22 protein-coding genes are annotated in these 20,604 nt (G+C 73.8%); 11 read left to right on the forward strand and 11 right to left on the reverse strand.

Features of this window, described 5'->3' with window-relative positions:
• Positions 1-114: 114 nt before the first annotated feature.
• The 3 genes from ACFXGI_RS05870 to ACFXGI_RS05880 are packed head-to-tail and all read right to left on the reverse strand — an operon-like array spanning position 115 to position 2,170.
• A complete protein-coding gene (locus ACFXGI_RS05870; RefSeq protein ID WP_384703868.1) occupies positions 115-786 on the reverse strand; it encodes a class I SAM-dependent methyltransferase in 672 nt (223 codons plus the stop codon).
• A gap of 8 nt (positions 787-794) precedes the next feature.
• Positions 795-1,457, reverse strand: a complete 663-nt coding sequence (locus ACFXGI_RS05875; RefSeq protein WP_384703870.1) for a DUF2064 domain-containing protein — start codon at positions 1,455-1,457, stop codon at positions 795-797.
• The gene (locus tag ACFXGI_RS05880; RefSeq protein WP_384703872.1) at positions 1,454-2,170 is read right to left on the reverse strand and encodes a glycosyltransferase family 2 protein; all 717 of its coding nucleotides are present in this window, start codon (positions 2,168-2,170) and stop codon (positions 1,454-1,456) included. Before ACFXGI_RS05880 ends, ACFXGI_RS05875 begins: the two co-directional genes overlap by 4 nt.
• 189 nt (positions 2,171-2,359) lie before the next feature.
• On the opposite strand from ACFXGI_RS05880, the gene ACFXGI_RS05885 reads away from it, so the two are divergent.
• Positions 2,360-3,127, forward strand: a complete 768-nt coding sequence (locus ACFXGI_RS05885; protein WP_384704100.1) for a response regulator transcription factor — start codon at positions 2,360-2,362, stop codon at positions 3,125-3,127.
• Entirely contained in the window at positions 3,120-4,235 is a 1,116-nt protein-coding gene (locus ACFXGI_RS05890; RefSeq protein WP_384703874.1) for a sensor histidine kinase, read from the forward strand. The genes ACFXGI_RS05885 and ACFXGI_RS05890 overlap by 8 nt, the downstream gene beginning before the upstream one ends.
• 214 nt (positions 4,236-4,449) lie before the next feature.
• Here ACFXGI_RS05890 and ACFXGI_RS05895 read toward each other — a convergent pair whose 3' ends face one another.
• Positions 4,450-5,205, reverse strand: a complete 756-nt coding sequence (locus ACFXGI_RS05895) for a hypothetical protein (RefSeq protein WP_384703876.1) — start codon at positions 5,203-5,205, stop codon at positions 4,450-4,452.
• A 91-nt stretch (positions 5,206-5,296) separates the two neighbouring features.
• Positions 5,297-6,289 (reverse strand): NAD-dependent epimerase/dehydratase family protein, encoded by a 993-nt coding sequence (locus ACFXGI_RS05900; RefSeq protein ID WP_384703877.1) that lies wholly within the window; start codon positions 6,287-6,289, stop codon positions 5,297-5,299.
• Between the two features lie 96 nt (positions 6,290-6,385).
• Here ACFXGI_RS05900 and ACFXGI_RS05905 point away from each other — a divergent pair, with 96 nt between their 5' ends.
• On the forward strand, positions 6,386-6,961 hold the full coding sequence (locus ACFXGI_RS05905) for a MepB family protein (RefSeq protein WP_384703879.1): 576 nt from the start codon (positions 6,386-6,388) through the stop codon (positions 6,959-6,961).
• A gap of 9 nt (positions 6,962-6,970) precedes the next feature.
• Here ACFXGI_RS05905 and ACFXGI_RS05910 read toward each other — a convergent pair whose 3' ends face one another.
• From ACFXGI_RS05910 to ACFXGI_RS05920, 3 genes are all read right to left on the reverse strand, one after another.
• Positions 6,971-8,074: a mechanosensitive ion channel family protein gene (locus tag ACFXGI_RS05910; RefSeq protein ID WP_384703881.1), complete on the reverse strand. Its 1,104-nt coding sequence runs from the start codon at positions 8,072-8,074 to the stop codon at positions 6,971-6,973.
• Between the two features lie 191 nt (positions 8,075-8,265).
• Positions 8,266-11,046: an exo-beta-D-glucosaminidase gene (locus tag ACFXGI_RS05915; RefSeq protein WP_384703883.1), complete on the reverse strand. Its 2,781-nt coding sequence runs from the start codon at positions 11,044-11,046 to the stop codon at positions 8,266-8,268.
• A gap of 17 nt (positions 11,047-11,063) precedes the next feature.
• Positions 11,064-11,765, reverse strand: coding sequence for a class I SAM-dependent methyltransferase (locus ACFXGI_RS05920; protein ID WP_384703885.1), 702 nt, complete (start codon positions 11,763-11,765; stop codon positions 11,064-11,066).
• A gap of 263 nt (positions 11,766-12,028) precedes the next feature.
• On the opposite strand from ACFXGI_RS05920, the gene ACFXGI_RS05925 reads away from it, so the two are divergent.
• The 3 genes from ACFXGI_RS05925 to ACFXGI_RS05935 all read left to right on the forward strand — a co-directional run bounded on the left by ACFXGI_RS05925 (position 12,029) and on the right by ACFXGI_RS05935 (position 14,341).
• Entirely contained in the window at positions 12,029-13,186 is a 1,158-nt protein-coding gene (locus tag ACFXGI_RS05925; RefSeq protein ID WP_384703887.1) for an aminotransferase class V-fold PLP-dependent enzyme, read from the forward strand.
• 120 nt (positions 13,187-13,306) lie between these two features.
• The gene (locus ACFXGI_RS05930) at positions 13,307-13,681 is read left to right on the forward strand and encodes an Ig domain-containing protein (protein ID WP_384703888.1); all 375 of its coding nucleotides are present in this window, start codon (positions 13,307-13,309) and stop codon (positions 13,679-13,681) included.
• 132 nt (positions 13,682-13,813) lie between these two features.
• Entirely contained in the window at positions 13,814-14,341 is a 528-nt protein-coding gene (locus ACFXGI_RS05935) for a hypothetical protein (protein ID WP_384703890.1), read from the forward strand.
• 49 nt (positions 14,342-14,390) lie between these two features.
• Here the strand turns inward: ACFXGI_RS05935 and ACFXGI_RS05940 are convergent, their stop codons facing one another.
• Together ACFXGI_RS05940 and ACFXGI_RS05945 are read right to left on the reverse strand one after the other, a co-directional pair.
• Positions 14,391-15,029, reverse strand: coding sequence for an SRPBCC family protein (locus ACFXGI_RS05940; RefSeq protein WP_384703892.1), 639 nt, complete (start codon positions 15,027-15,029; stop codon positions 14,391-14,393).
• Positions 15,026-15,385 (reverse strand): ArsR/SmtB family transcription factor, encoded by a 360-nt coding sequence (locus ACFXGI_RS05945; protein WP_384703893.1) that lies wholly within the window; start codon positions 15,383-15,385, stop codon positions 15,026-15,028. Before ACFXGI_RS05945 ends, ACFXGI_RS05940 begins: the two co-directional genes overlap by 4 nt.
• A 179-nt stretch (positions 15,386-15,564) precedes the next feature.
• On the opposite strand from ACFXGI_RS05945, the gene ACFXGI_RS05950 reads away from it, so the two are divergent.
• A complete protein-coding gene (locus ACFXGI_RS05950; RefSeq protein ID WP_384703895.1) occupies positions 15,565-16,986 on the forward strand; it encodes an NADP-dependent succinic semialdehyde dehydrogenase in 1,422 nt (473 codons plus the stop codon).
• 66 nt (positions 16,987-17,052) lie between these two features.
• On the opposite strand, the gene ACFXGI_RS05955 is transcribed toward ACFXGI_RS05950, so the two are convergent.
• Positions 17,053-17,634, reverse strand: a complete 582-nt coding sequence (locus ACFXGI_RS05955; RefSeq protein WP_384703897.1) for a TetR/AcrR family transcriptional regulator — start codon at positions 17,632-17,634, stop codon at positions 17,053-17,055.
• A 182-nt stretch (positions 17,635-17,816) separates the two neighbouring features.
• On the opposite strand from ACFXGI_RS05955, the gene ACFXGI_RS05960 reads away from it, so the two are divergent.
• From ACFXGI_RS05960 to ACFXGI_RS05975, 4 genes are all read left to right on the forward strand, one after another.
• A complete protein-coding gene (locus ACFXGI_RS05960) occupies positions 17,817-18,353 on the forward strand; it encodes an ATP-binding protein (RefSeq protein WP_384703899.1) in 537 nt (178 codons plus the stop codon).
• A 373-nt stretch (positions 18,354-18,726) separates the two neighbouring features.
• Entirely contained in the window at positions 18,727-19,572 is an 846-nt protein-coding gene (locus tag ACFXGI_RS05965; RefSeq protein WP_384703900.1) for a hypothetical protein, read from the forward strand.
• A gap of 70 nt (positions 19,573-19,642) precedes the next feature.
• Positions 19,643-20,023, forward strand: a complete 381-nt coding sequence (locus tag ACFXGI_RS05970) for a hypothetical protein (protein WP_384703902.1) — start codon at positions 19,643-19,645, stop codon at positions 20,021-20,023.
• Positions 20,024-20,168: 145 nt separating this feature from the next.
• Positions 20,169-20,573 carry an SH3 domain-containing protein gene (locus ACFXGI_RS05975; RefSeq protein ID WP_384703904.1) on the forward strand — a complete coding sequence of 135 codons (405 nt, stop codon included), beginning with the start codon at positions 20,169-20,171 and terminating at the stop codon, positions 20,571-20,573.
• The last annotated feature ends 31 nt before the right edge of the window (positions 20,574-20,604 follow it).

Raw genomic sequence — 20,604 nt, forward strand, 5'->3', positions numbered from 1 at the left:
CGGGGGCCGGGCCGGGCCCGGGGCGGCGCCCGGCCGCGTCGCGGCGGGGCGGACCCCGCTAACGGGTGCCCCCACACCCCCCGCCCCCCGCTTCTCCCTTGCCCCGGTGAACCCTCAACGCCGCAGCTGCACGAAGGCGCGGCCCGCGGCCTTCCAGGTGACCGCTCGCGACCAGCCCGCGTCCGCCGCCTCCGCACGGAGCGCGCGGGCCCCGAGCCGGGCCCACAGGAAGGACTCCCCGCGGCCGCCGCAGCCGTCCTCGACGTGCACCTCGACGCGCTCGTCCACGTCCACGGTGGCCACCTCGACGAGCAGGGTGCCGCCGGGGGCCGCGAGCCGGGCGGCCCGGCGCAGCAGCGCGCCCGGGTCCCCGCCGATGCCGATGTTGCCGTCGATGAGCAGGACCGTGCCCCAGCGGCCCTCGCTGGGCAGCGGGTCGAACACGGACCGGCACAATGCGCTGCCGCCGGTCCGTACGGTCAGGGCCACCGCCTCCGGGGTCACGTCCACGCCGAGCGCGGGGTGCCCGAGGCGGGCGAGGGCGGCGACCAGGCGGCCCGGTCCGCAGCCTATGTCCAGGACGGGGCCCTCGCAGCGGGCCAGGACGGTGGCATCGGCCGCGTCGGCCTCGGCGCACCAGCGCTCCACCTCCAGCGGCAGCAGCCAGCCGTCGCTGCGGCGCAGGAAGAGGGGGCCCCGCCCGGTGCGCAGGGCGTCGGCGTACGGGTCGGCCAGCCAGGCCCGGGCGGTGGGCTCCGCAGGCCGCCTGGTCGGCTGCGCCGTCATCTGCGCGGTCACCGTACGGCCGCGCACAGCTCGGCGTGCAGGGCGGCGAAGCGCGTCCCGGGTGTCGAGGCGGCGACCCGCTCGGCATCGTCCGGGGTGTCGACGTCGCGCAGCGCCGGGAGGTCCCGTACGGCGCGCCCCGACGCGGTCAGCCGCCGGCGCTGCACCGCCCCGGTGTGCGAGACGGACATGGGTACGCCCAGCAGCAGCCCGGGATCCGGCTCGGCGAGCCCGAGAGCCCAGAAGCCGCCGTCCAGGGCCGGGCCGAACCAGGCGTCCGTACCGGCGAAGTCGAGGCCCCGGGCGAGGAGTTCCGGGGTGACCTGCGGGGTGTCCATGCCGACCAGCAGCGCGGGACCCTCGTACAGGGCGAAGGCCGCGGCCAGCCGGGCGTCGAGCCCGCCCGCGCACTGCGGGACCACCTCGATGCCTTCGGGCAGCCACTGCATCGGCGCCCCGTCGAGGCAGAGGACGCGCCGCCGGGCCGGCGTGGCGAGGACGGCGTCCAGGGTGTCCTGGAGCGCGGCGCGGGCCAGCGCGGCGGCCTGCTGCGGGGTGAAGTGCGGGGTCAGCCGCGTCTTGACCCGGCCCGGGACCGGGGCCTTGGCGAGGACGATCAGCGTGCCCTCGCCCGGGCCGTCGTCGGTTTCCCCGCTCGCGTGGATGCTCATGCGCTGACCCCTCCGGCCGGGACCGACCGGGCGGCGGGTGTCTCGGCCAGCACCCGCCGCATGTCCCGCACCGCGTGCCAGGTGCCCCGCCACGTCCCGGTGACCTTCGATTTACCGGCGCGCGGCAGGTACGGGACGTCCGTCTCGGCCACCCGCCAGCCCGCGTCCGCGGCCCGTACGACCATCTGGAGCGGGTAGCCGCTGCGCCGGTCGGTCAGGTGCAGGTCCAGCAGTGCCTCGCGGCGCGCGACCCGCATCGGGCCGAGGTCGTGCAGCCGCAGCCCCGTCCGGCGGTGCAGCAGCCGCGCCAGCGCCAGGTTCCCGGCGCGGGCGTGGGCCGGCCAGGCGCCGCGTCCCTGCGGGCGGCGCCGGCCGAGCAGCAGGTCGGCCTCACCCGCCTCGACCCGCGCCGCCATGGGGGCGAGCAGCCCGGGGTCCAGGGAGGCGTCGCAGTCGCAGAAGCAGACGAGGTCGGCGCGGGCCGCGAGCAGCCCGGCGTGGCAGGCCGCGCCGAAGCCGCGTACGGGTTCGCTCACCACCGTGGCGCCCAGGTCGCGGGCGATGTCGGCCGAGCCGTCGGTGGAGCCGTTGTCGACGACGATGGCCCGCCAGCCGGCCGGCACCCGCGCCAGCACCCAGGGCAGGGCCTCCGCCTCGTCGAGACACGGCAGTACGAGGTCCGCCCGGGGCGGCACACAAGCAGAATCAGTCACCTCCACACCGTAGGAAGCGGGCGCGGACGAAAGGGGCTTTCACTCCTTACGAAACGCGGACGCCGTGCCCGATCCGGGGAGGGTGCGGTACACACGGACCGGGGCGGATGTCAGGCTGTGGCCATGGCAGTGAGCAATACGCAGAGAACGGACGAGGCGGGGACGCCGGACCTCTTCGGCGGCGGCAGCATCCTGGTCGTGGACGACGACCCGACCGTCTCGGAGGTCGTGGCCGGATACCTCGACCGCGCCGGTTTCACCGTGCGCCTGGCCGCCGACGGACCGGCCGCCCTGCGCGCCGCCGAGGAGCAGCGCCCGGACCTGGTGGTCCTCGACCTCATGCTCCCGGGCATGGACGGGCTGGAGGTCTGCCGTCGGCTGCGGGCGCGCGAGCGTGCCGCCGGCCAGCACGGCGGTCAGGGCGCCACCGCGCCCGTCCCGGTCATCATGCTCACCGCGCGCGGTGACGAGGACGACCGGATCCTGGGTCTGGAAGTCGGCGCGGACGACTACGTGACCAAGCCGTTCAGCCCGCGGGAGCTCGTCCTGCGCGTGCAGTCGGTCCTGCGCCGGGCCGTCCCCGCGGCGCCGGCCGCGGGCCCCCGGCTCACCGCGGCGGGCCTGAGCCTGGACCCGGCGGCGCGCCGTGTGAGCAAGAATGGCCAGGAACTCGCCCTCACCCTGCGCGAGTTCGACCTCCTGGCCTTCTTCCTGCGCCACCCCGGACAGGTCTGCGACCGGGAGCGGCTCATGCGCGAGGTCTGGGGCTGGGACTTCGGCGACCTGTCCACCGTCACCGTCCACGTCCGCCGCCTGCGCGGCAAGATCGAGGACGATGCGGCGAGCCCCCGGCTGATCCAGACCGTCTGGGGCGCCGGCTACCGCTTCGATGCCCACCCGACCCCGGCGGCGCCCGCCACGGACCCGAGACTGGCGGACGGACATGAACATGCGTGACCAGGACCTCCTGCTGATCGCCCTGTACGCCCTCCTCGGAGCGGGCGGCGCCGGAGCGCTCGGCGCCGTCGCCCTGCGGATACTGCGCAGGCGCAGCGTCGCCGTCTCGCTCGCCGTCGTGACCGCCGTCGCCGTGCTCGCGATGCTCGCCGGAACGCTCGCCGTGGCCTGGGCGATGCTCCTCTCCTCCCACGACCTGACCGTGGTGACGGTGGTCGCCGCCGTGGCCGCCGTCGTCTCGCTGGGCACCGCGCTGCTGCTGGGGCGGCAGGTCGTACGGCGCTGCCGTGAACTCGTCGAGGCCGCGCGCGTCTTCGGCGAGGACGGCACCTTCACCACGCCCGGCGTGCCCGCCCCCGCCGAACTCGCCGCGCTCAGCCGCGAACTGGCCGTGACCAGCGAACGCCTGACCGCGTCCCGGGAGCGCGAGCGGGCCCTGGAGACCTCACGGCGCGAGCTCGTCGCCTGGATCTCCCACGATCTGCGCACCCCGCTCGCCGGGCTGCGCGCCATGTCGGAGGCGCTGGAGGACGGCATGGCCGCCGACCCCGCGCGCTACCACCGGCAGATGCGCACCGAGGTCGACCGCCTCAACTCCATGGTCGGCGATCTCTTCGAACTCTCCCGCATCCACGCGGGCGCCCTCAGCCTCAGCCCCACCCGGCTGAACCTCTACGACCTGGTGGGCGACGCGCTGGCCGGCACCGACGCCCTCGCCCGCGAGCACGGCGTACGGCTGGTCGGCGACGGGATCGCCTCGCTCCCGGTGGAGGTGGACGGCAAGGAGATGACCCGCGTCCTGTCGAACCTGCTGGTCAACGCCATCCGCCACACCCCGGCTGACGGCACGGTCGCGATCGCCGCCGAGGCCCGCGAGGGCGCGGTGGTGCTGTCCGTCACCGACGCCTGCGGGGGCATCGCCGAGGAGGACCTGACGCGCGTGTTCGACACCGGCTGGCGCGGGACCCAGGCCCGTACGCCTCCGGGGGGCGCGGGCCTGGGCCTGGCGATCGTCCGGGGCATCGTCGAGGCGCACGACGGGCGCGCGCACGTCCGCAACGTCACCGGCGGCTGCTGCTTCGAGCTCACCCTGCCGGCCCCCGCCTAGGGAGTGTCGTCAAAGTGGCGTCGGCCGCCCGAGAGGGCGGGGCCGGCGGGGCCTGGTGCGTGCGATCGCAAGGCGGAGGAGGGAATCGACGCGGAGCGTCGGTGACCGACGACAACGCGGCGAGCGTGCGTGCCAGGCCCCGCCAGCCAGACGGGACTTTGACGACACGACCTAGGAGGTGCCCGCAGAGTCCCGCCGGCCCCCTAAGAACAGGTCACGGTTGCTTCGCGCAGGTCAACGTCACGTTCTCGCTCTGCCCGGTCAAGTTGGAATCCGGCACGTGCAGGGTGAGGTACACCGTCACCGTGTCGCTGTTCGCCATTGCCGATCCGTTGACCGCCTTGAAGAGGGACACGCTCTCGGTGCCCGGCGTGAATTCTGCCGAGCCCGAGGAGATCGGGTCGGCGCTGGAGTTGTAGGTCCAGTAGTAGCGGACCTTCCCGTTCCCGGTACCGGTGATCTTGCCGTCGAACTCGAACTTGGGCGGTGTGGTGCAGTCGACGACCGTCCCCGACTTGGTCAGGGCCTTCACCTCGACCTTGGTGACCTGCACGTTCCCCTTGCCGCCGCCCGGCTTCTCCCGGGGCGGCGTGCTGCAGTCGACGTGCTTGCCCTGCTTCGACCCGCCGTCCCGGTAACCGACGCTGTACATGCCGTAACGGACTCCCTGGCGATCCAGTGAGCCCGATCCGTCCACGGTGCCGCGGAAGGACGACTTGCCCTGGACGTGGACCGACTGGTTCGCGGGGAACCCGCTGAGGTGCAGGTCGTAGCGCGTGTTCCCCTTCCCGCCCGACTGGCCGCCCCCGCCCGCGGTCAGCTCGCAGGAGGGAGTCATGGGCGCCCGGACGGTTCCCGCCCCCGCCGCACGGCCCTGGGCCGCGAAGGCGGGGGTGAGGGCGACGGAGGAGGCGAGCAGGGGTGCCGCGAGAAGCATGAGACCCCGGTACCGGTTGGTCTGCCGATTCATCGTGCTGCCCTTCCTGAGAGGAAAGCCCCCGATGTCGGACCACACCAGGATATCGGGCAGGGCCGAGGGCGCCGCGGCGGCCGGAAGCCGGCTAGACCGCCCCGGCCGCCAGCTCCGCCATACCGGCGGCGAACGTCACCACCGGGCGCCAGTCCAGGTCCCGGCGCAGGCGCGCCGAGTCGGCGGTGATGTGCCGGACGTCGCCCAGCCGGTACTCGCCCGTGACCACCGGATCCGGGCCCCCGCACGCGGCGGCCAGGGCCTTGGCCATGTCGCTGACGGTCCGCGGGTCGCCGCTGCCGACGTTGTACGCGGTGAACCCGCCCGGTGCGCCCGCCAGGGACTCCAGCGCTACGGCGTTGGCCGCGGCCACGTCCCGTACGTGCACGAAGTCCCGCCGCTGGCCGCCGTCCTCGAAGACGCGCGGCGCCTCGCCCCGCGCCAGCGCGGAGCGGAACAGTGCGGCGACCCCAGCGTACGGGGTGTCGCGGGGCATTCCCGGCCCGTACACGTTGTGGTAGCGCAGCGAGATCGCGGAGCCGCCGGTGGCCCGCGCCCACGAGGAGGCGAGGTGCTCCTGTTCCAGCTTGGTGGTGGCGTAGACGTTCCGCGGGTCCATCGGAGCGTCCTCCCCGACCAGGCCGGGTGCCGGCTCGGCGCCGCAGCGCGGGCAGCGCGGCTCGAACCGGCCGGCCGCCAGATCGGCCTCGGCGCGCGGGCCGGGCCGCACCACGCCGTGCGCGGCGCATGCGTACCGCCCCTCGCCGTAGACGACCATCGACCCGGCGAGGAGCAGCCGGCGCACCCCCGCCCCGGCCATCTCGGCCAGCAGGACCGCCGTACCGAGCCCGTTGGCCGATACGTACGCCGGTGCGTCCCCGAAGTCCTTGCCCAGGCCGACCTTCGCCGCCTGGTGGCAGACCGCGTCGACCCCGGCCAGGGCGTCCCGCACCTGGTCGGGGTCGCGTACGTCCCTTCCGTCCTCCGCGAGATCGAACACCACCGGGTCGTGGCCGCGGCCGGCCAGCTCGGAGACGATGTGCGAGCCGATGAAGCCCGCTCCTCCAGTCACAAGTACGCGCATGATCCGACGCTATGCCCCGGCCTGCCCGGACGGGCGCTCTCCCGGCCGCACGTCACGGATCCGTAAGACGTCTCGGATCCGTGGCAGGGTGGCCGGATGACGACCCACCACGAGCACTCCGCCGATCCCCGTCCGACCCCTGCCGGCCCCGCACCGTGGCCGGACGCGACCCGGGTCCCCGGAGATCTGCTCGCGGCGAAGACACGTGTTTACGATCCGTGCGGATTCACCTGTTCGCAGCCGGTTGCCGAGGCCGAGGGCGGCGCGTACGCCGCGCACGCGTTCACCCTGGACGGACGTGCCGTCCGGTTCCGCGCGGCCAAGACGACTCCCACCAAGGCCGGCCAGTTCGTCACCGTGTGGATGCGGTCCCCGCAGGGGCCCATCCGGCCCTTCGACACCGCGGACCGCGTGGACCTCTTCGTCATCGCCGGCCATGACGAGCACGGCTGCGGCCAGTTCGTCTTCCCGGTGGACGCGCTCCGCCGGCACGGCGTCGTATCGGTGGACGGTGCGGGCGGGAAGCGGGGCTTCCGCGTCTACCCGCCCTGGGTGGCCACCGCCAACCGCCAGGCCGACCGTGCCCAGGCCTGGCAGGTGGAGCACTTCCTCCACCTGCCGCAGGACGGCCCCGTCGACCTGGCCCGCGCCGTGGAGCTGTACCGCTCGTAGGGGCCCGGCTCAGCCGGTGGCGGAGGGCGAACGCGGCGGCGCCTCACGCTGGTGCGGAAGCGGGGGGAGCGCCGACGCCTGGAGGCCGTCGTGGTGGAGCGAGACCGTCCTGGTGGGCGCGGGGATCGAGATGCCCTCCGCCCGGAACCGCTCGTGCAGGCGCTTGATGAACTCGTGCTTGATCCGGTACTGGTCGCTGAACTCGCCGACGCCCAGGATCACCGTGAAGTTGATCCGGGAATCCGCGAACGTGTGGAAGCGGACCGCGCCTTCGTGGTCGGGGACCGCACCGTTGATGTCGGCCATGACGCTGTCGACCACGTCGAGGGTCACCCGCTCCACGTGCTCCAGATCGCTCTCGTACCCCACGCCCACCTGGACCAGGATCGACAACTGCTGCTCGGGCTGGGTGAAGTTGGTCATGTTCGTCCGTGCGAGACGGTTGTTCGGGATGATCACCAGGTTGTTCGAGAGGTTGCGGACCACGGTGTTGCGCCAGTTGATGTCGACGACGTACCCCTCCTCACCACTGCTGAGGCGGATGTAGTCACCGGGCTGCACGGTCTTCGAAGCGAGGATGTGCACGCCCGCGAAGAGATTGGCGAGGGTGTCCTGCAAGGCCAGGGCCACCGCCAGACCGCCCACGCCGAGGGCGGTGACCAGCGGCGCGATGGACACGCCCATGGTTTCGAGCGCGACGAGCACACCCATCACCAGCACCACGACCCGCGTGATGTTGACGAAGATGGACGCCGATCCGGCCACTCCGGACCGCGACCCCGCCACCGACTGGACGAGGCCCGCGACGACCCGGGCGGCACCGAACGTGGCGATGATGATCAGCACGGCGGAGAGGGACTGGTTCACGAACCCCAGGACCCGCGCCGTGAGCGGCAGCGTGGAAGCGGCCACGGCGGCGCCGGCGATGACCGCCGCCCAGGGGACGAGGGTGCGCAGCGCGTCGACGATCAGGTCGTCCCCGTTCCACCGGGTCCGCTCGGCGTGCCGGCCCAGCCAGCGCATCAGGGCGCGCAGCACCAGCCCGGCCAGGGCGCCCGCGGCCACCGCGATCCCGGCCACCAGCCAGTCGTGCAGGAGGAGTTCCCGGTTCAACGGACACCCTCCGCTCGGCGCCGGACCGGGGGAGTGGCGACGGGCCACGCGGGCCGTCGTATGAGGTGTGTCGTCACCTTGTCACCTGTCAGTTTGTCGTGCGTGGAGCCGCGTTCGGGCGCGTGTACGCATTCCGGAACGGGTTGCCATCCTGCCCCATGGCCCGAGGCCCCCCTGCACGCGGGCCGGTTTCAGCCGGCCGGAACCGTGGCCGTCGGCGTGTTCCAGCCGGAGACCCGGATCGCGGGCGCGGACCCGTGCAGGTCCGCCGTGCGGTAGGTCGCCGTGAGGGTGGCCGATTCGCCGGGCCAGAGGCTGATCTGGTTGTCGGACCACTGGACGGGCAGGACGGGGGTGTCCTTGCCGTCGACCAGGTGGAGGTCGGTCAGCAGGGCCGGGGTGTTCCCGGTGCCGGTGTTCCGTACGGTGACGACCGTGGTGGAGGTCGACGGCGCGTCCGCGCCCACGCGCGTCGTCGCCGTGGCGGAGACGGTCGCCTGCGCCATCGACCGGAGCCCGGTGAGATCGGCGTAGGCCGTGGTCGGCGTGTGGTACCAGTCGCTCTCCGTGTAGTCGAGGACGTCCCGGCGCGTCGAGAGCCAGTACACGTTGCGGCTCACCTCGCGCCCGGAGGCGTCGGTCAGGACCAGCCGCGCGAGATGGGTGGCGGACAGCCCGTCCACCGACGCCGGGAGGGTCAGCGCGGTGGCCTTCGCGCCGTTCCCGCCGACGGTCAGACCGGTCACCGTCCGGTCGTACTTCTGCGTCCCGTCGGTGTTGAACAGCGAAACCCGCGCGGTCAGCCCCGACACCGCCGCCGCACGGCGGTTGACGACGGCCACCGTCCGGTCGTCGTACGCATACTGGACGTGCAGCGGCTCGTTCGCCTTCTTCGCCCCGAAGTAGGCGCCGTTCTGGTCCAGGTAGCGGTCCACGAGCTGCCAGTGCAGCGAGGTCCAGCCGCTGTTGAACATCCAGTAGATCACCCCCGTCGACGGTTTCGAGGCGTCGGTGGCGTTGCGCGCGTACGCCTCGTACTGGGCGCGGACGTTCTCGTACTGGGCGAGCTGCGCCTTGGCGACGTAGTCCTCAAGGCTGCGCGGGGCTCCGTACCGGGCGCTCAGAGCGTCGTCGTACAGCTTGAGCGTGGCGTACGTGCGCGAGGGCGAGCGGTGGTACTGCGGCGCGGCCGGGTCCTTCCAGAGGGAGGTCAGCTCGGCCGGGGACATCATGCGGCGCAGGGTGTCGAGGGTGGGGATGTCGGGGCCCGCGCTGGTCTCGGAGTTGAAGCCCGTGGCCCCGCCCTCGCGCTTGTCGTACCAGTAGTTCGGCGGCACCCACTCGTACGGTCCCGGCATGCGCATCCCCGAGGCGCCGGTGAGCGGCGCCGACTTGGCGGAAGCTGCGGGGATCACGGGGGTGGGCCAGTCGGCGGCCTTCAGCGCCTCGACGTAACCCCGCTCGATTTCGGAGTTCGGGGCGAAATCGCTGCCGATGAGGAAGGAGATGACGCTGGGGTGATCGCGCAGGCGCGCGGCCTCGGCCGCCATCGAGGCCTTGGCGACGGGGTGGTCGGCCGCGGTCCAGCTCTCTCCGGCCTCGGTACCGTTGACCTCGCCCTCCCACTTGGTGCAGCACTGCCAGCCCGGCAGGGTGAGGATCCCGTACCGGTCGGCGAGGTCGAAGAACTCGTCCTGTTCGAGGTGCCCTTCCAGGCGCAGGGTGTTGAGGCCCAGGTCCCGTGCGTACGCCAGCCGGTCCTCCGAGTAGGTGGTGTCCCAGCGCAGCAGTGCGTCGGGGGACCAGCCGGCGCCGCGGATCAGCAGCGGCCGGCCGTTGACGGAGTACTGGCGGGCGCCGTCCTTGTTGAGCGGTGCCTGCACGCTGCGGATGCCGAAGCCGTGGTGGGCCCGGTCGGACACGGCCCCGGAGACGCCACCGGGACCGGCAGCGGCCCCGGCCCTGGCGCCGCCACCGGAGACCGTGACCGCCAGATCGAGCTCGTAGAGCTCTTGCGCACCCATTCCGGCGGGCCACCACACCCGCGGCCGGTCCAGGTGCAGCTGCGGCGTGTCGGCCGGGGTGAAGGCCACGGTCTTCGTCTCGTGGGCGCTCAGCGGCACCTCCCGCCGGAAGGCGATCCCCGACCCGATCGTGCCGGCCACCTCGGCGGTGACGGGCTCGGCCGATTCGTTGCGGACCTTCGCCTTCACGGTCAGGTCCGCGGAGGCGAGCGACGGCAGGGCGAGGCCGGTCAGCACGTGCGCGTCGCGCAGGGCGACGGGGCCGCCTCGCCGCACCAGCACGTCGCGGACGATGCCCATGTTCTCGTCGGGCGGCGGCTGCAGCCAGTCGAGCCAGCCCATGGTCAGGTTCTTGCGGGGATCGTTCGGCTTGATCCGGAAGGCCACCGCGTTGGCGCCCGCCCGCACCAGCTCGGTGACGTCGAGCTCGTGGTGCGTGTACGCGCCGGCCACCGCGGACGCCGTGGCGACCTGCTTGCCGTTCACGAACACGTCCGCCGCGGAGACGACCCCGCTGAAGTCCAGGTACGTGCGCGAGGAGGTGTCGGCCACGGTGAACTCCGCCCGGAACCACCAGGGAACGGCGAAATCGGCGGCCGGGATGCGCTTCTGGTCGGTGGAGTGGAAGGGGTCGGGATGGGTGCCGTCCGCGACCAGGGCGGCCAGCACGGTGGAGCGGGGCCCGGCCGGGTGCCAGCCCGCCGTCCGGTAGCCCGGGGCGGAGACCAGGGCCGCCGCGTCGGAGACGTCGGCCGTGGAGCGGATGGCGTACCCGGACAGGGGCGTGGTGCTCCCCGGTGTCGCGGGGACGGCGGTCACCGCCGGAACGCGCGCCGCGCGGGGGGAGGGAGCCGCGGCCGGAGCGCCGGCGAGGAGCGCGCCCAGGAGGCCGAGCACGGCCAAGGCCGAGGCTTCCCAACGGACGGTTCGGACGGGGGAGGGGAACACGGTGTCTCCGGGAGGGCTCAGGCGGCGAGGGCGGAGGTGATCACGAGGGGTGGTTCGGCGCGCTCCGCGGTCCACGGATGGCGGTCCACGAGACCCGGGTCGGCCAGCGCCAGCGCCTCGTCCACGGTCGGCCGGCGCTGGGTGATGTCGCGGAAGCGGGCGCTCCCGAGGAGGAGCGGCAGCCGGTCGACGGGCCAGGCGTGGTTGCGCACCTCCTGCCAGGTGCCGTCCGTGCGCAGCAGCCGCAGCGGCATCTCCTCGCCCGGTTGGTACGAGGCGCCCTCGGCGCCCACGCGCAGCGAGGTGTACTCAAGGTCCGTGCAGGCGGGGTCGGTGGACAGCAGGACGAGCGGGGCTCCGGGCCGCAGCAGACGGCGCACCTCGGCGAACACCCCGAGCAGGGCCTCCTCGGTCGGCAGCGAGGCCAGGACGTGATTGCACATCACCGCGTCGGCGCACCCGTCGGGCAGGCCCGTCACCCGGCCGTCCCTGACCAGGTGGAACTCCGCCACATCCGGCGCCGTGCTCCGGGCCAGCGCCAGCATCTCGGCGGACGTGTCCACCCCCAGCACCCGCGCGCCGAGCACCCGCGCCGCCCGGTCGGCCACCGCGCCGGGCCCGCACCCGTAGTCCACGAGCACCTCGTCCGCGCCGATCCGGCGGGACAGGGCCTCGAAGACGAACGGATAGCCGAGCAGCCAGTCCGTGGCCGCCTCCACCGCCGCGAACGCCTCTGCCCCGGCAGGCCCCGACCAGGCGCCGCTCTCTTCCTCATGTCCCGCTGACCCGTTGTTCGCAGCTCCCCACTATCGGCCCGGCGGGGCGGGCGGCGGTTGCGGCGCGCCCGCGCGCCACCCCGACGGCGACGGTCGGCCAAGTGGGGCGAGTGCGGTGCTCCCCCGGGGCGGCTGATGTTTCCGGCCGCGCGAGCCGGGCAGTGTGGTGGGCTCCGGCCCCCGAACGACGCGAAAGGCAGCACGCCATGACCTCGCCTGTCGGCAGCGAGCCGCTTCCCAACGCCCGCGAGCTGTTCGACATCCCGGACGGCATCGCCTACTTCAACACCGCCAGCGTGGCACCGACGCTGCGCACCGGCCTCGTCGCGGGCGAGGCCGCCCTGCTCAAGCGCGCCCAGCCCTGGCGGCTCCTGGGCCCCGACTGGTTCAGCGGGGCGGAGCGGCGCCGAGCCCTGTTCGGGGCCCTCATCGGGGCCACCGCCGATGACATCGCCCTCGTACCGGCGACCAGCTACGGGTTCGCGGTGGCCGCCGCCAACCTTACGGCGCGGCCCGGCAGCCGGGTCCTGGTCCTCGACGGCGAGTACCCGTCCGGGATCTACACCTGGTGGCGGTTCGCCGAGCGTACGGGGGCCTCGATGCTCACCGTCCGGCGCGAGCCGGGCCAGACCTGGACCGAGGCCGTCCTCGGTGCGCTCGACGACAGCGTGGCCGTGGTCTCGGTGCCCCGGGTGCACTGGACCGACGGCGCCCTGCTCGATCTGGACCGGATCGCCGAAGCCACCCGGGCCGCCGGCGCCGCCCTGGTCATCGACGCCAGCCAGTCGGTCGGCGCGATCCCCATCGACATGCGCACGCTGCGGCCCGACTTCCTCGTCAGCGTCGGCTACAAGTGGCTGCTCGGCCCCTTCGGGCTCGGCTACCTGTACGTGGCCCCGGCCCATCAGGAGGGGCGGCCGCTGGAGGAGAACTGGATCGTGCGCAAGGACTCCGACGACTTCGGGCGGCTCGTCGAGTACCGCACCGCGTACCAGCCCGGAGCCCGCCGCTTCGACGTGGGCGCGCGCACCGCCTTCGAGCTCACCCCCATGGCACTCGCCGCCCTGGAGCAGCTGGCGGCCTGGACCGTCCCCCGGATCGCCGTCACCCTGGCGGCCACCACGGCCCGCATCGCCTCGGCGGCGCGCGAGCGGGGCCTTCCCGTCCCCTCGCCGCGCGGCCCGCACATGCTCGGCATCACGGTCCCCGAGGGGCTCCAGAAGCGTGTGGTGGCGGCGTTGGAGGAGGCGGACGTGTTCGTCGGGGCGCGCGGCTCGGCCATCCGCATCAGCCCCCACCTCCACACCACCGGCGCCGACATCGAACAGCTGCTGACCGCGCTGGACGCCGCACTGAACCGGTGAGGGTGTCGTGCGGGAGGGTCTGTGCGTAGGATTCCCACGTCCCATCGCACCTTGAACGCAGCTGTCCGCAAAGCGAGTTCGGAGGTCATGTTGAGATCACACAAGCGTGTCGCCCATCGATTGGCGGTTCTTGCCGTGGGCCTGGCGGCCGTGCTGGCCGCGCCCGTCGGCTCCTCGGCCGTGGCCGCCGCGCAGCCCGCGGTCACCACGGTGGCCGCTGCCCCGGTGGTGGCCTTCCCCGGCAATCAGGTCAACTATCAGTACGACAGCGTCCGGCTGCAGATGTCCGCCAACGGCGGCGCCACCCCGTACTCCTGGTCGGCGGCCAGCCTGCCGACGGGCCTCACGATCAACGCCTCGACCGGGCTGATCTCCGGGCTGCTGCGCGGCAGTGGGACCCGCACCGTGACGGTCACCGCGAAGGACGCGGCGGGTGCCACGGGTTCCACGACGTTCACCTGGCGCGTGATCCGCGACGCCTGCCCCCGCTGCTGACCCGCCGTCGCTGAGCCCCGCGTCGCGGGCGGGCGGCGCCGGCGCACACCGCCGCCCGCCTGCGACACCGGCCGCCCCCGGAAACCATCCGTGCGCCCCGCGGCGTCCCTGCGGGGGGAGGGGGTGGCGGTCATGCCAGAGGCAGAGCCGAGGGTGTCGGGGCTTGCCGCGCTGGTGCCCGTCGTGGCGGCCGCGGCGCTGTACGGCTGGGCGCACTGGTGCTACGCCGGTGCCTCGGCGCCGTCCGGCACGATCGCCCTGGCGGGCGGAGCGGTCCTGATCGTCGGCGCCGCGGTGCTCTACTTCGTGTGCGTCGGCGGGAGCCGGAGCCTCTTCGGGGCGCTCTTCCTGGCCCTGGGGCTGCTGCTCACCGTGGCGGCCACGGATCAGGCGGCGTCGCGAGCGGAGGTCGCCCCGTGCGTCGTGCGCGAGGTGCAGGAGCAGAAGACGAGCTCGGCCGGGGAGGGCCTCCCGGGCGAGAGGATCGTCTACCGCCACGTACTGAACTGCCCCGGCGGCTACCCCGCCGAGCTCACGGACGGCCGGCGCCTCGCGGCCGCTGGCGGGGAGATCCGTGTCGCCTACGACCCCCGGCACCGGGTGTCACCGGCGCCGGAGGGCGCGAGCTCGCCCTGGGCGCGGTGGTCCTGCTCGCCCTGAGCGCACTGGTCGCCGCCGCCGGCCCCTTCCGGGACCAGTAGGCCGGCTGTTACGGCTTCGGGGGTACGTAGAACCCGGTCGTCGCCCGCGTCGCCGCGGCCACGGCCGCCTCGGACTCCCCGGAGGCGGTGTGGGCCCGGCCCCAGGCCTCGCTGCTGCCCGTCATGAACTCCCGGGCTTCGTCCGAGGCCATCCACGCGACGGCCTCCGAAGGGTGGACGGAATTGCCCTCCAGGTGCATCCCGAGACCCAGCACCGTGAGGTCCCAGCCGACACCGACCGCCCCGGGCCCGTACTGGTCCCAGAACTCCGGCTGCACCACCGCCACGTGTTCCAGCTCGAAGACGGTCCGCTCCGCTCCCTCGGAAGCCAGCCGCAGCTCCACCTCGCTGAACCCCGGCGCCTGCCCCATCACCCAGCTCACACGGAGCAGCTTCGGCGGCTCGCAGCGCAGGATCTTCCCGCCCGCGTTCCCCTCCGTCTGGTAATGCCCGCCCTCTCGCAGGTCACCGCTGACCGGGAGGAACCACCGGCCGAGCCGGTCCGGGCTCGTACAGGCCTCCCACACGTCCTCGACGCCCGCCGGGTACGTACGGCGCAGGAGTACGGTCCGCGCCTCCTCACCGCCCGCTTCGCGGCGGCCGACCTCGCGGTGGATGTCGTTGATCTGTCCCACGATGTCGCTCATCGCGCCTCTCCTCGCTCTTGTTCCCGCCGCTCGCGGCGGCCCCGCGCGAGCTCCGTGCCCAGCGCGTCCAACCGCTGCTCCCAGAAGCCGCGGAACCTGTCCAGCCAGGCGTCGACCTCGCGCAGCGGATCGGCCTGGACCGCGTACAACCGTCGGGTCCCTTCCGCCCGCACGACGGCGAAGCCGCTCTCGCGCAGCACCCGCAGGTGCTGCGACACGGCGGGCTGAGAGATCCCGAACTCTTCCCGGATCACCTCGCTGACGGCGCCGGACGGCTGCTCGCCGGCTGCGAGCAGCTCCAATATCCGGCGCCGTACGGGGTCTCCGAGTACGTCAAAGGCGTGCACACCCGCCACTGTGCCACCTCCCACTTATATAAGCAAGGACTTATATATCGGCCCGGAGGCCGACGCCCCGGCGATCGGGTGAATCCGCTTCCCCGGTGGACGCGCCACCGCGGTCCGCCGGGCGGCCGGGTGACGTGGCCGGTACGGTCCGGTTCGGTTCGACGCATCGAGGACGAGGAGGGCCGGACGTGCCCATCGCAACCGTCAACCCCGCGAACGGCGAGACGCTCAAGACCTTCGACGAGCTGGACGCCGGGCAGATCGAGCAGCGCCTGGCGGCCGCCCACGCGGCCTTCCGGAGCCACCGCACCACGGGGTTCGCGGAGCGGGCCCGCCTCCTCGACCGCGCGGCCGACCTGCTGGACCAGGACCGTGACGACATCGCCCGCACGATGACGATCGAGATGGGCAAGCCGATCGCCGCCGCCCGGGCCGAAGCGGCGAAGTGCGCGAAGGCCATGCGCTGGTACGCGCGCAACGCCGAGCGGCTGCTGGCCGACGAGCACCCCTCGCAGGCCGACGTCGCGGACGCCGGAGCCTCCCGCGCCCGGGTCCACTACCGGCCACTGGGCGTGGTCCTCGCCGTGATGCCGTGGAACTTCCCCCTCTGGCAGGTGGTCCGCTTCGCCGCGCCCGCCCTGATGGCGGGCAACGCGGGGCTGCTCAAGCACGCGTCGAACGTGCCGCAGACCGCGCTCTACCTGGGCGACCTCTTCCGGCGCGCAGGCTTTCCCGAAGGGGTGTTCCAGACGCTGCTGGTATCCTCCCGGGCCGTCGAGGGCATCCTGCGCGATCCCAGGGTCGCGGCGGCGACGCTCACCGGGAGCGAGCCGGCCGGCCGGGCTGTCGCGGCGGTCGCCGGGGACGAGGTGAAGAAGACCGTCCTGGAGCTGGGCGGCAGCGACCCGTTCGTGGTGATGCCGTCGGCCGACGTCGAGCGGGCCGCGGCGGTCGCCGTCACCGCCCGGGTGCAGAACAACGGCCAGTCCTGCATCGCGGCCAAGCGGTTCCTCGTACACGCCGACGTGCACGAGGAGTTCACGCGCGCCTTCACCGCCCGCATGGCCGCGCTGACCGTCGGCGACCCGCTGTCCGAGTCCACGGACGTCGGGCCGCTCGCCACCGAGCAGGGACGCGCCGACGTGGAGGAGCTCGTCGAGGACGCCGTGGGCCGCGGGGCGACGGCCCTGTGCGGCGGGCGGCGGCCGCAGGGCCTGCCGGAGGGTCTGGCGCGCGGCTGGTTCTTCGAGCCGACCGTCCTGACCGGGATCACTCCCGCGATGCGCATCCACCGCGAGGAGGCGTTCGGGCCGGTGGCCACCGTGTACCGGGTGCGTGACCTGGACGAGGCGGTCGAGCTCGCCAACGACACGCCCTTCGGCCTGAGTTCCAACGTCTGGACCCGCGACGAGGCGGAACAGGAGCGCTTCGTACGGGACATCGAGGCCGGCGGCGTCTTCTTCAACGGCATGACCGCCTCCCACCCGGCCCTTCCCTTCGGCGGTGTGAAGCGCTCGGGGTACGGGCGTGAACTCTCGGGCCACGGCATCCGCGAGTTCTGCAACACGACGACGGTGTGGCACGCGGCCGAGCCCGGCAACGGCGCCTAGGGAGTGTCGTCAAAGTGGCGTCGGCCAGACGGGACTTTGACGACACGACCCTGGCCCGGCCGGGGGTCAGGACGGGGCGTTCGCCCAGCCGTGTTCCAGCAGGTCGAACACCTCGTGCAGGGCCTTCCGGGGCTCCGCGCGGCCGCGGACCAGGCTCGGGCTCTCCATGACGAAGCGGGCCAGCGCGGCCGTGCGGACATCGCCCTCGGGGACGCCGGTGGCCTCGGCGAGGGCGGCGATCAGGGCCTTCTCGTGCCGCAGCCACATCCGGTGCATGTACTCCTGCAGGGCGGGGGCCGAGTCCACCAGCGCCGTGAACCTGGTGAACTCCGGGGTGTCCTGGCCGACCACCATGGCTGTGTCCGTCAGGTGGTCGCGCAGGGCGTGCAGGACGGACCGGCCGGGGGCCCGGTCCCGCACGGCCGCGACCAGCGCGGCCTCCCTGCCCTCCTCCTGGTCGAAGACGAGGGCCTCCTTGCTCGGGAAGTGCTTGAACAGGGTCGTCACCGCCACGTCCGCCGCCTCGGCCACGTCCCTGACGCCCACGGCATCGAAGCCGCGCTCCGTGAAGAGGCGCAGGGCGGCGTCCGCCAGCGCCTTGCGCGTCTGGGCCTTCTTGCGCTCGCGGCGCCCCGTCGTCTCGCTCATGCGGGCCATCCTATCGCGTGAGGACTAGCCGCTAGTCAAGGACATCCGTTGCACCTTTGAAGCGCGCAGGGTCAGACAGGTCATCGGCCGCGGGCGCCGCACGCCCCGGGTTTCACTCCGGCATCGGGGGTAGGGCCAACCGTGCGGGACGGGGCCAGGGACGTCGGCGCGGAACCGGAGGCGTGGTGGAACCGGAGATGAAGGAGCTGATGGGGCCTGGTGTCCGGACGAGGCGGCTCGGCCTGTCCGGCGCCGCCACGGCGGTCGGGCGGTGCCGAGCCTTCTGTCGCGGCGCGATCGAGGACTGGGCCTGGCCCGAACCGGAACACCCCGGCGGACCGACGGACGGGCAGCGGGACGCCGTCGTCGTCGACGTGCTGCTGCTGGTCTCCGAGGCCGTGACCAACGCCGTCAGGCACGGCGGAGGCCCTACGGAGCTCGCGCTGATGCTCGGCCCCGCCGAACCCGATGCCGCGATCCGGCGTGCGGGAGACCTGCGGATCGAGGTCAGCGACGCCGGCCGTGCGCTGCCGCGGACCCGGGCCCGGGCCCGGGCCCGGGCCCAGACGGTGCCGGGGTTGCCCGGCGGATACGGCCTGATGGTGATGGAGCTGCTGGCCAGGCGCTGGGGAGTGATGCCGCGGGAGGGCGGGAAGACCGTCTGGTTCGAGGTGGCGGCCCCGGTTCCGGCCCGCCCGCCGGGGACACGTCCCTGTTGACGCGGTAGCGCGCGGCACCTGCGTCTGACCCGGATGGGTCAGGGTGAACGCGCCGTTCCCCGGACGAAGGGCGCGGAGGTGCGAAGTTGCCCGTGGCGGTCGCCGACACGGCCGTCACCTCCCCTCCCGCCCCCGGATGTCCGAGGAGCCGGCCATGGTCCCGCGTCCCCCGCCGCACGTGACCGCGCCCGCCGGTCCCGGGCGGCGTTCACTGCTGCTGGGGACGGCCGCCTGGTGTGCGGCCGCGGCCGGGTGCGCGCGGGACGCGGGGCCGTCGGCCGCGAGTCCGCCCGCCGCAGGCGTACGTACGCCCGCCGGGGTACGTACGCCCCCCGGGTCCGCGCGCGCCACCGCCTCGGCGTCCGCACCCCCGGTGACACTTCCCGCCGCGGTTCCCTGGCGGCCGGGGCCGGGCGAGATCGAGCCCGCTGCCAAACTCGCCGCCGTACGGCTCGTCGAGGCGCTCGGGACCTGGCCGGCTGGCCGGGGCGGCCCGCGCAGCGCCGCGGCAAGAGCGGCGGCGCTGGGCATCCCCGCGCCCCTGGCCGCCGAACTGGCGGCCGAGGCGGGGCCGCTGACCCCCGCGGCGGACCAGGCGGTCGTCCGCGTGATCGACGCCCAGTACGGCGGGCTCCTGCCCGGAACGGCGAGCGTCCTGGTCCCCTGTGCCCAGTCCACCCGGACCGGCTCCGCCGTCCGCGAGGGCGGAACCACGGTCGACGTCCGCCTCCAACGCACCTCCGCGGGCTGGGCCGTCACCGCACTGCACCCCGGGCGCCCGGGGCCCGCGGCCCCCCTCGGCGCCCCGGCGCGGGCCGTGCTCGCCCGGCCCCGGATCGAGCTGCCTCCCGCCTCGGCCGCGGACGTCCGCAGCGGCGCGGTGCACGAGAGCGTGCTGCGCGCGATGCTCCGCCTCGCGGACACCTACCGGATGTCGGTCAGCGTGGTGCGGTCGGGACACCCGGTCAACGTGTTCGGCACAGGCCGGCCGAGCGATCACCCGGTCGGCCGGGCCTTCGACGTCTGGGCCGTCGACGGCCATCCCGTCGTCGACCCCGCGACACCGCGGAGCCTCGTCACCGCGTTCATGCGCGCCGCCGCTGCCGCGGGCTCGTACAACGTCGGCGGCCCCGTGCGACTTTCGGGCGGAACCCGCCCGAACCAGTTCTTCTCCGACCCGGCGCACCACGACCACGTACACATCGGTTTCGCCACCTGAAGCCGCCGCGCCCCGGCACAAGGGTGAACACGCCCGGGTTCCGGGCCGGATGCTTGTAGCATTCCTGCCCATGTCGAAGCCTGACGACCTGCTCGTCGCCATCGCTGCCGCTGTGGAGTCCCAGCAGACCAATCAGATGTCGTTGACCGTCCTGGTACACGGCGCCGTCATCACCGGCCGCCTCGCTCCCGAGAGCGCGTGGCGCCGGCGGGTGGCCGAGGTCCTGGCGGACTCGGACCGGCTCGGTACGTTCGCCGGCCTGTTCATGGACGCCGAAGGCGGCGGTACCGCGCGCAAAGCGCCACCGCCGCCCTCCTACCTGCACTTCCACGTCGCCCGGATCCTCCAGGGCACCGTGGGCATCCCCGAGACCGGCGGGATGTACCGGATCGCGATCAAGGACGTCAGCGCCTGGACGATGGGCGACTTCAGCTACTCGGAGGCCGACTGACACACGGAGGCCGACTGAACCGCTGCGCCATCCGGGCGAGTGGGCGGCAAGCCGCCGGACGGGGCGGCGTCTCCCGGGGCAATGTCGGTCGCGGGCCGGCCGGGACCGGCCGGCCGAGGCATGTGCCACGGGACGGGAGAATCACATGGGGCAGCGGAACAAGCAGGCTCTGACGGTGATGGCGATGGCTGCCCTGGGGGCGGGGCTGCTGCTCCAAGGGGCGCCGGCGGCCGCGGCCCTGCAACCGGCCACGGCACGACCGGTGCCGGGCGAAGCCCCGTCGGCCGCCCCCGCCCCGTCCGTCGAGGCCGCCGGGAACGCGCACGTCCAGGGCGTCGTGGTCAGCCGCGTGGCCCTGCACGTACGGGCCAGGGCGACGACCTCGGCGACGGTCCTCGGCTCGCTGGACCCGTTCGAGAAGGTGGAACTGTCCTGCCAGGCCAAGGGCTCCACGGTGGAGGGCAACAACATCTGGTACCGGCTGCACGGCGAGCCCGGCTGGGTCTCGGCCCGCTTCGTGCACAACTACACGCCGGTCCGGTGGTGCTGACGGGAAGCGCCGCCGCTCGGACCGGCAAGAC

The sequence above is a fragment of the Streptomyces sp. NPDC059355 genome, assembly GCF_042752335.1.
Taxonomy (GTDB): domain Bacteria; phylum Actinomycetota; class Actinomycetes; order Streptomycetales; family Streptomycetaceae; genus Streptomyces.

What these genes read in the sequence shown, in the direction of transcription:
- ACFXGI_RS05940 (WP_384703892.1), bottom strand. Translation starts at nt 15,029, where the DNA reads ATGAGCGACATCGTGGGACAGATCAACGACATCCACCGCGAGGTCGGC.
- ACFXGI_RS05955 (WP_384703897.1), bottom strand. Translation starts at nt 17,634, where the DNA reads ATGAGCGAGACGACGGGGCGCCGCGAGCGCAAGAAGGCCCAGACGCGC.
- ACFXGI_RS05900 (WP_384703877.1), bottom strand. Translation starts at nt 6,289, where the DNA reads ATGCGCGTACTTGTGACTGGAGGAGCGGGCTTCATCGGCTCGCACATC.
- ACFXGI_RS05925 (WP_384703887.1), top strand. Translation starts at nt 12,029, where the DNA reads ATGACCTCGCCTGTCGGCAGCGAGCCGCTTCCCAACGCCCGCGAGCTG.
- ACFXGI_RS05870 (WP_384703868.1), bottom strand. Translation starts at nt 786, where the DNA reads ATGACGGCGCAGCCGACCAGGCGGCCTGCGGAGCCCACCGCCCGGGCC.
- ACFXGI_RS05905 (WP_384703879.1), top strand. Translation starts at nt 6,386, where the DNA reads ATGACGACCCACCACGAGCACTCCGCCGATCCCCGTCCGACCCCTGCC.
- ACFXGI_RS05875 (WP_384703870.1), bottom strand. Translation starts at nt 1,457, where the DNA reads ATGAGCATCCACGCGAGCGGGGAAACCGACGACGGCCCGGGCGAGGGC.
- ACFXGI_RS05935 (WP_384703890.1), top strand. Translation starts at nt 13,814, where the DNA reads ATGCCAGAGGCAGAGCCGAGGGTGTCGGGGCTTGCCGCGCTGGTGCCC.
- ACFXGI_RS05970 (WP_384703902.1), top strand. Translation starts at nt 19,643, where the DNA reads ATGTCGAAGCCTGACGACCTGCTCGTCGCCATCGCTGCCGCTGTGGAG.
- ACFXGI_RS05895 (WP_384703876.1), bottom strand. Translation starts at nt 5,205, where the DNA reads ATGAATCGGCAGACCAACCGGTACCGGGGTCTCATGCTTCTCGCGGCA.
- ACFXGI_RS05975 (WP_384703904.1), top strand. Translation starts at nt 20,169, where the DNA reads ATGGGGCAGCGGAACAAGCAGGCTCTGACGGTGATGGCGATGGCTGCC.
- ACFXGI_RS05890 (WP_384703874.1), top strand. Translation starts at nt 3,120, where the DNA reads ATGCGTGACCAGGACCTCCTGCTGATCGCCCTGTACGCCCTCCTCGGA.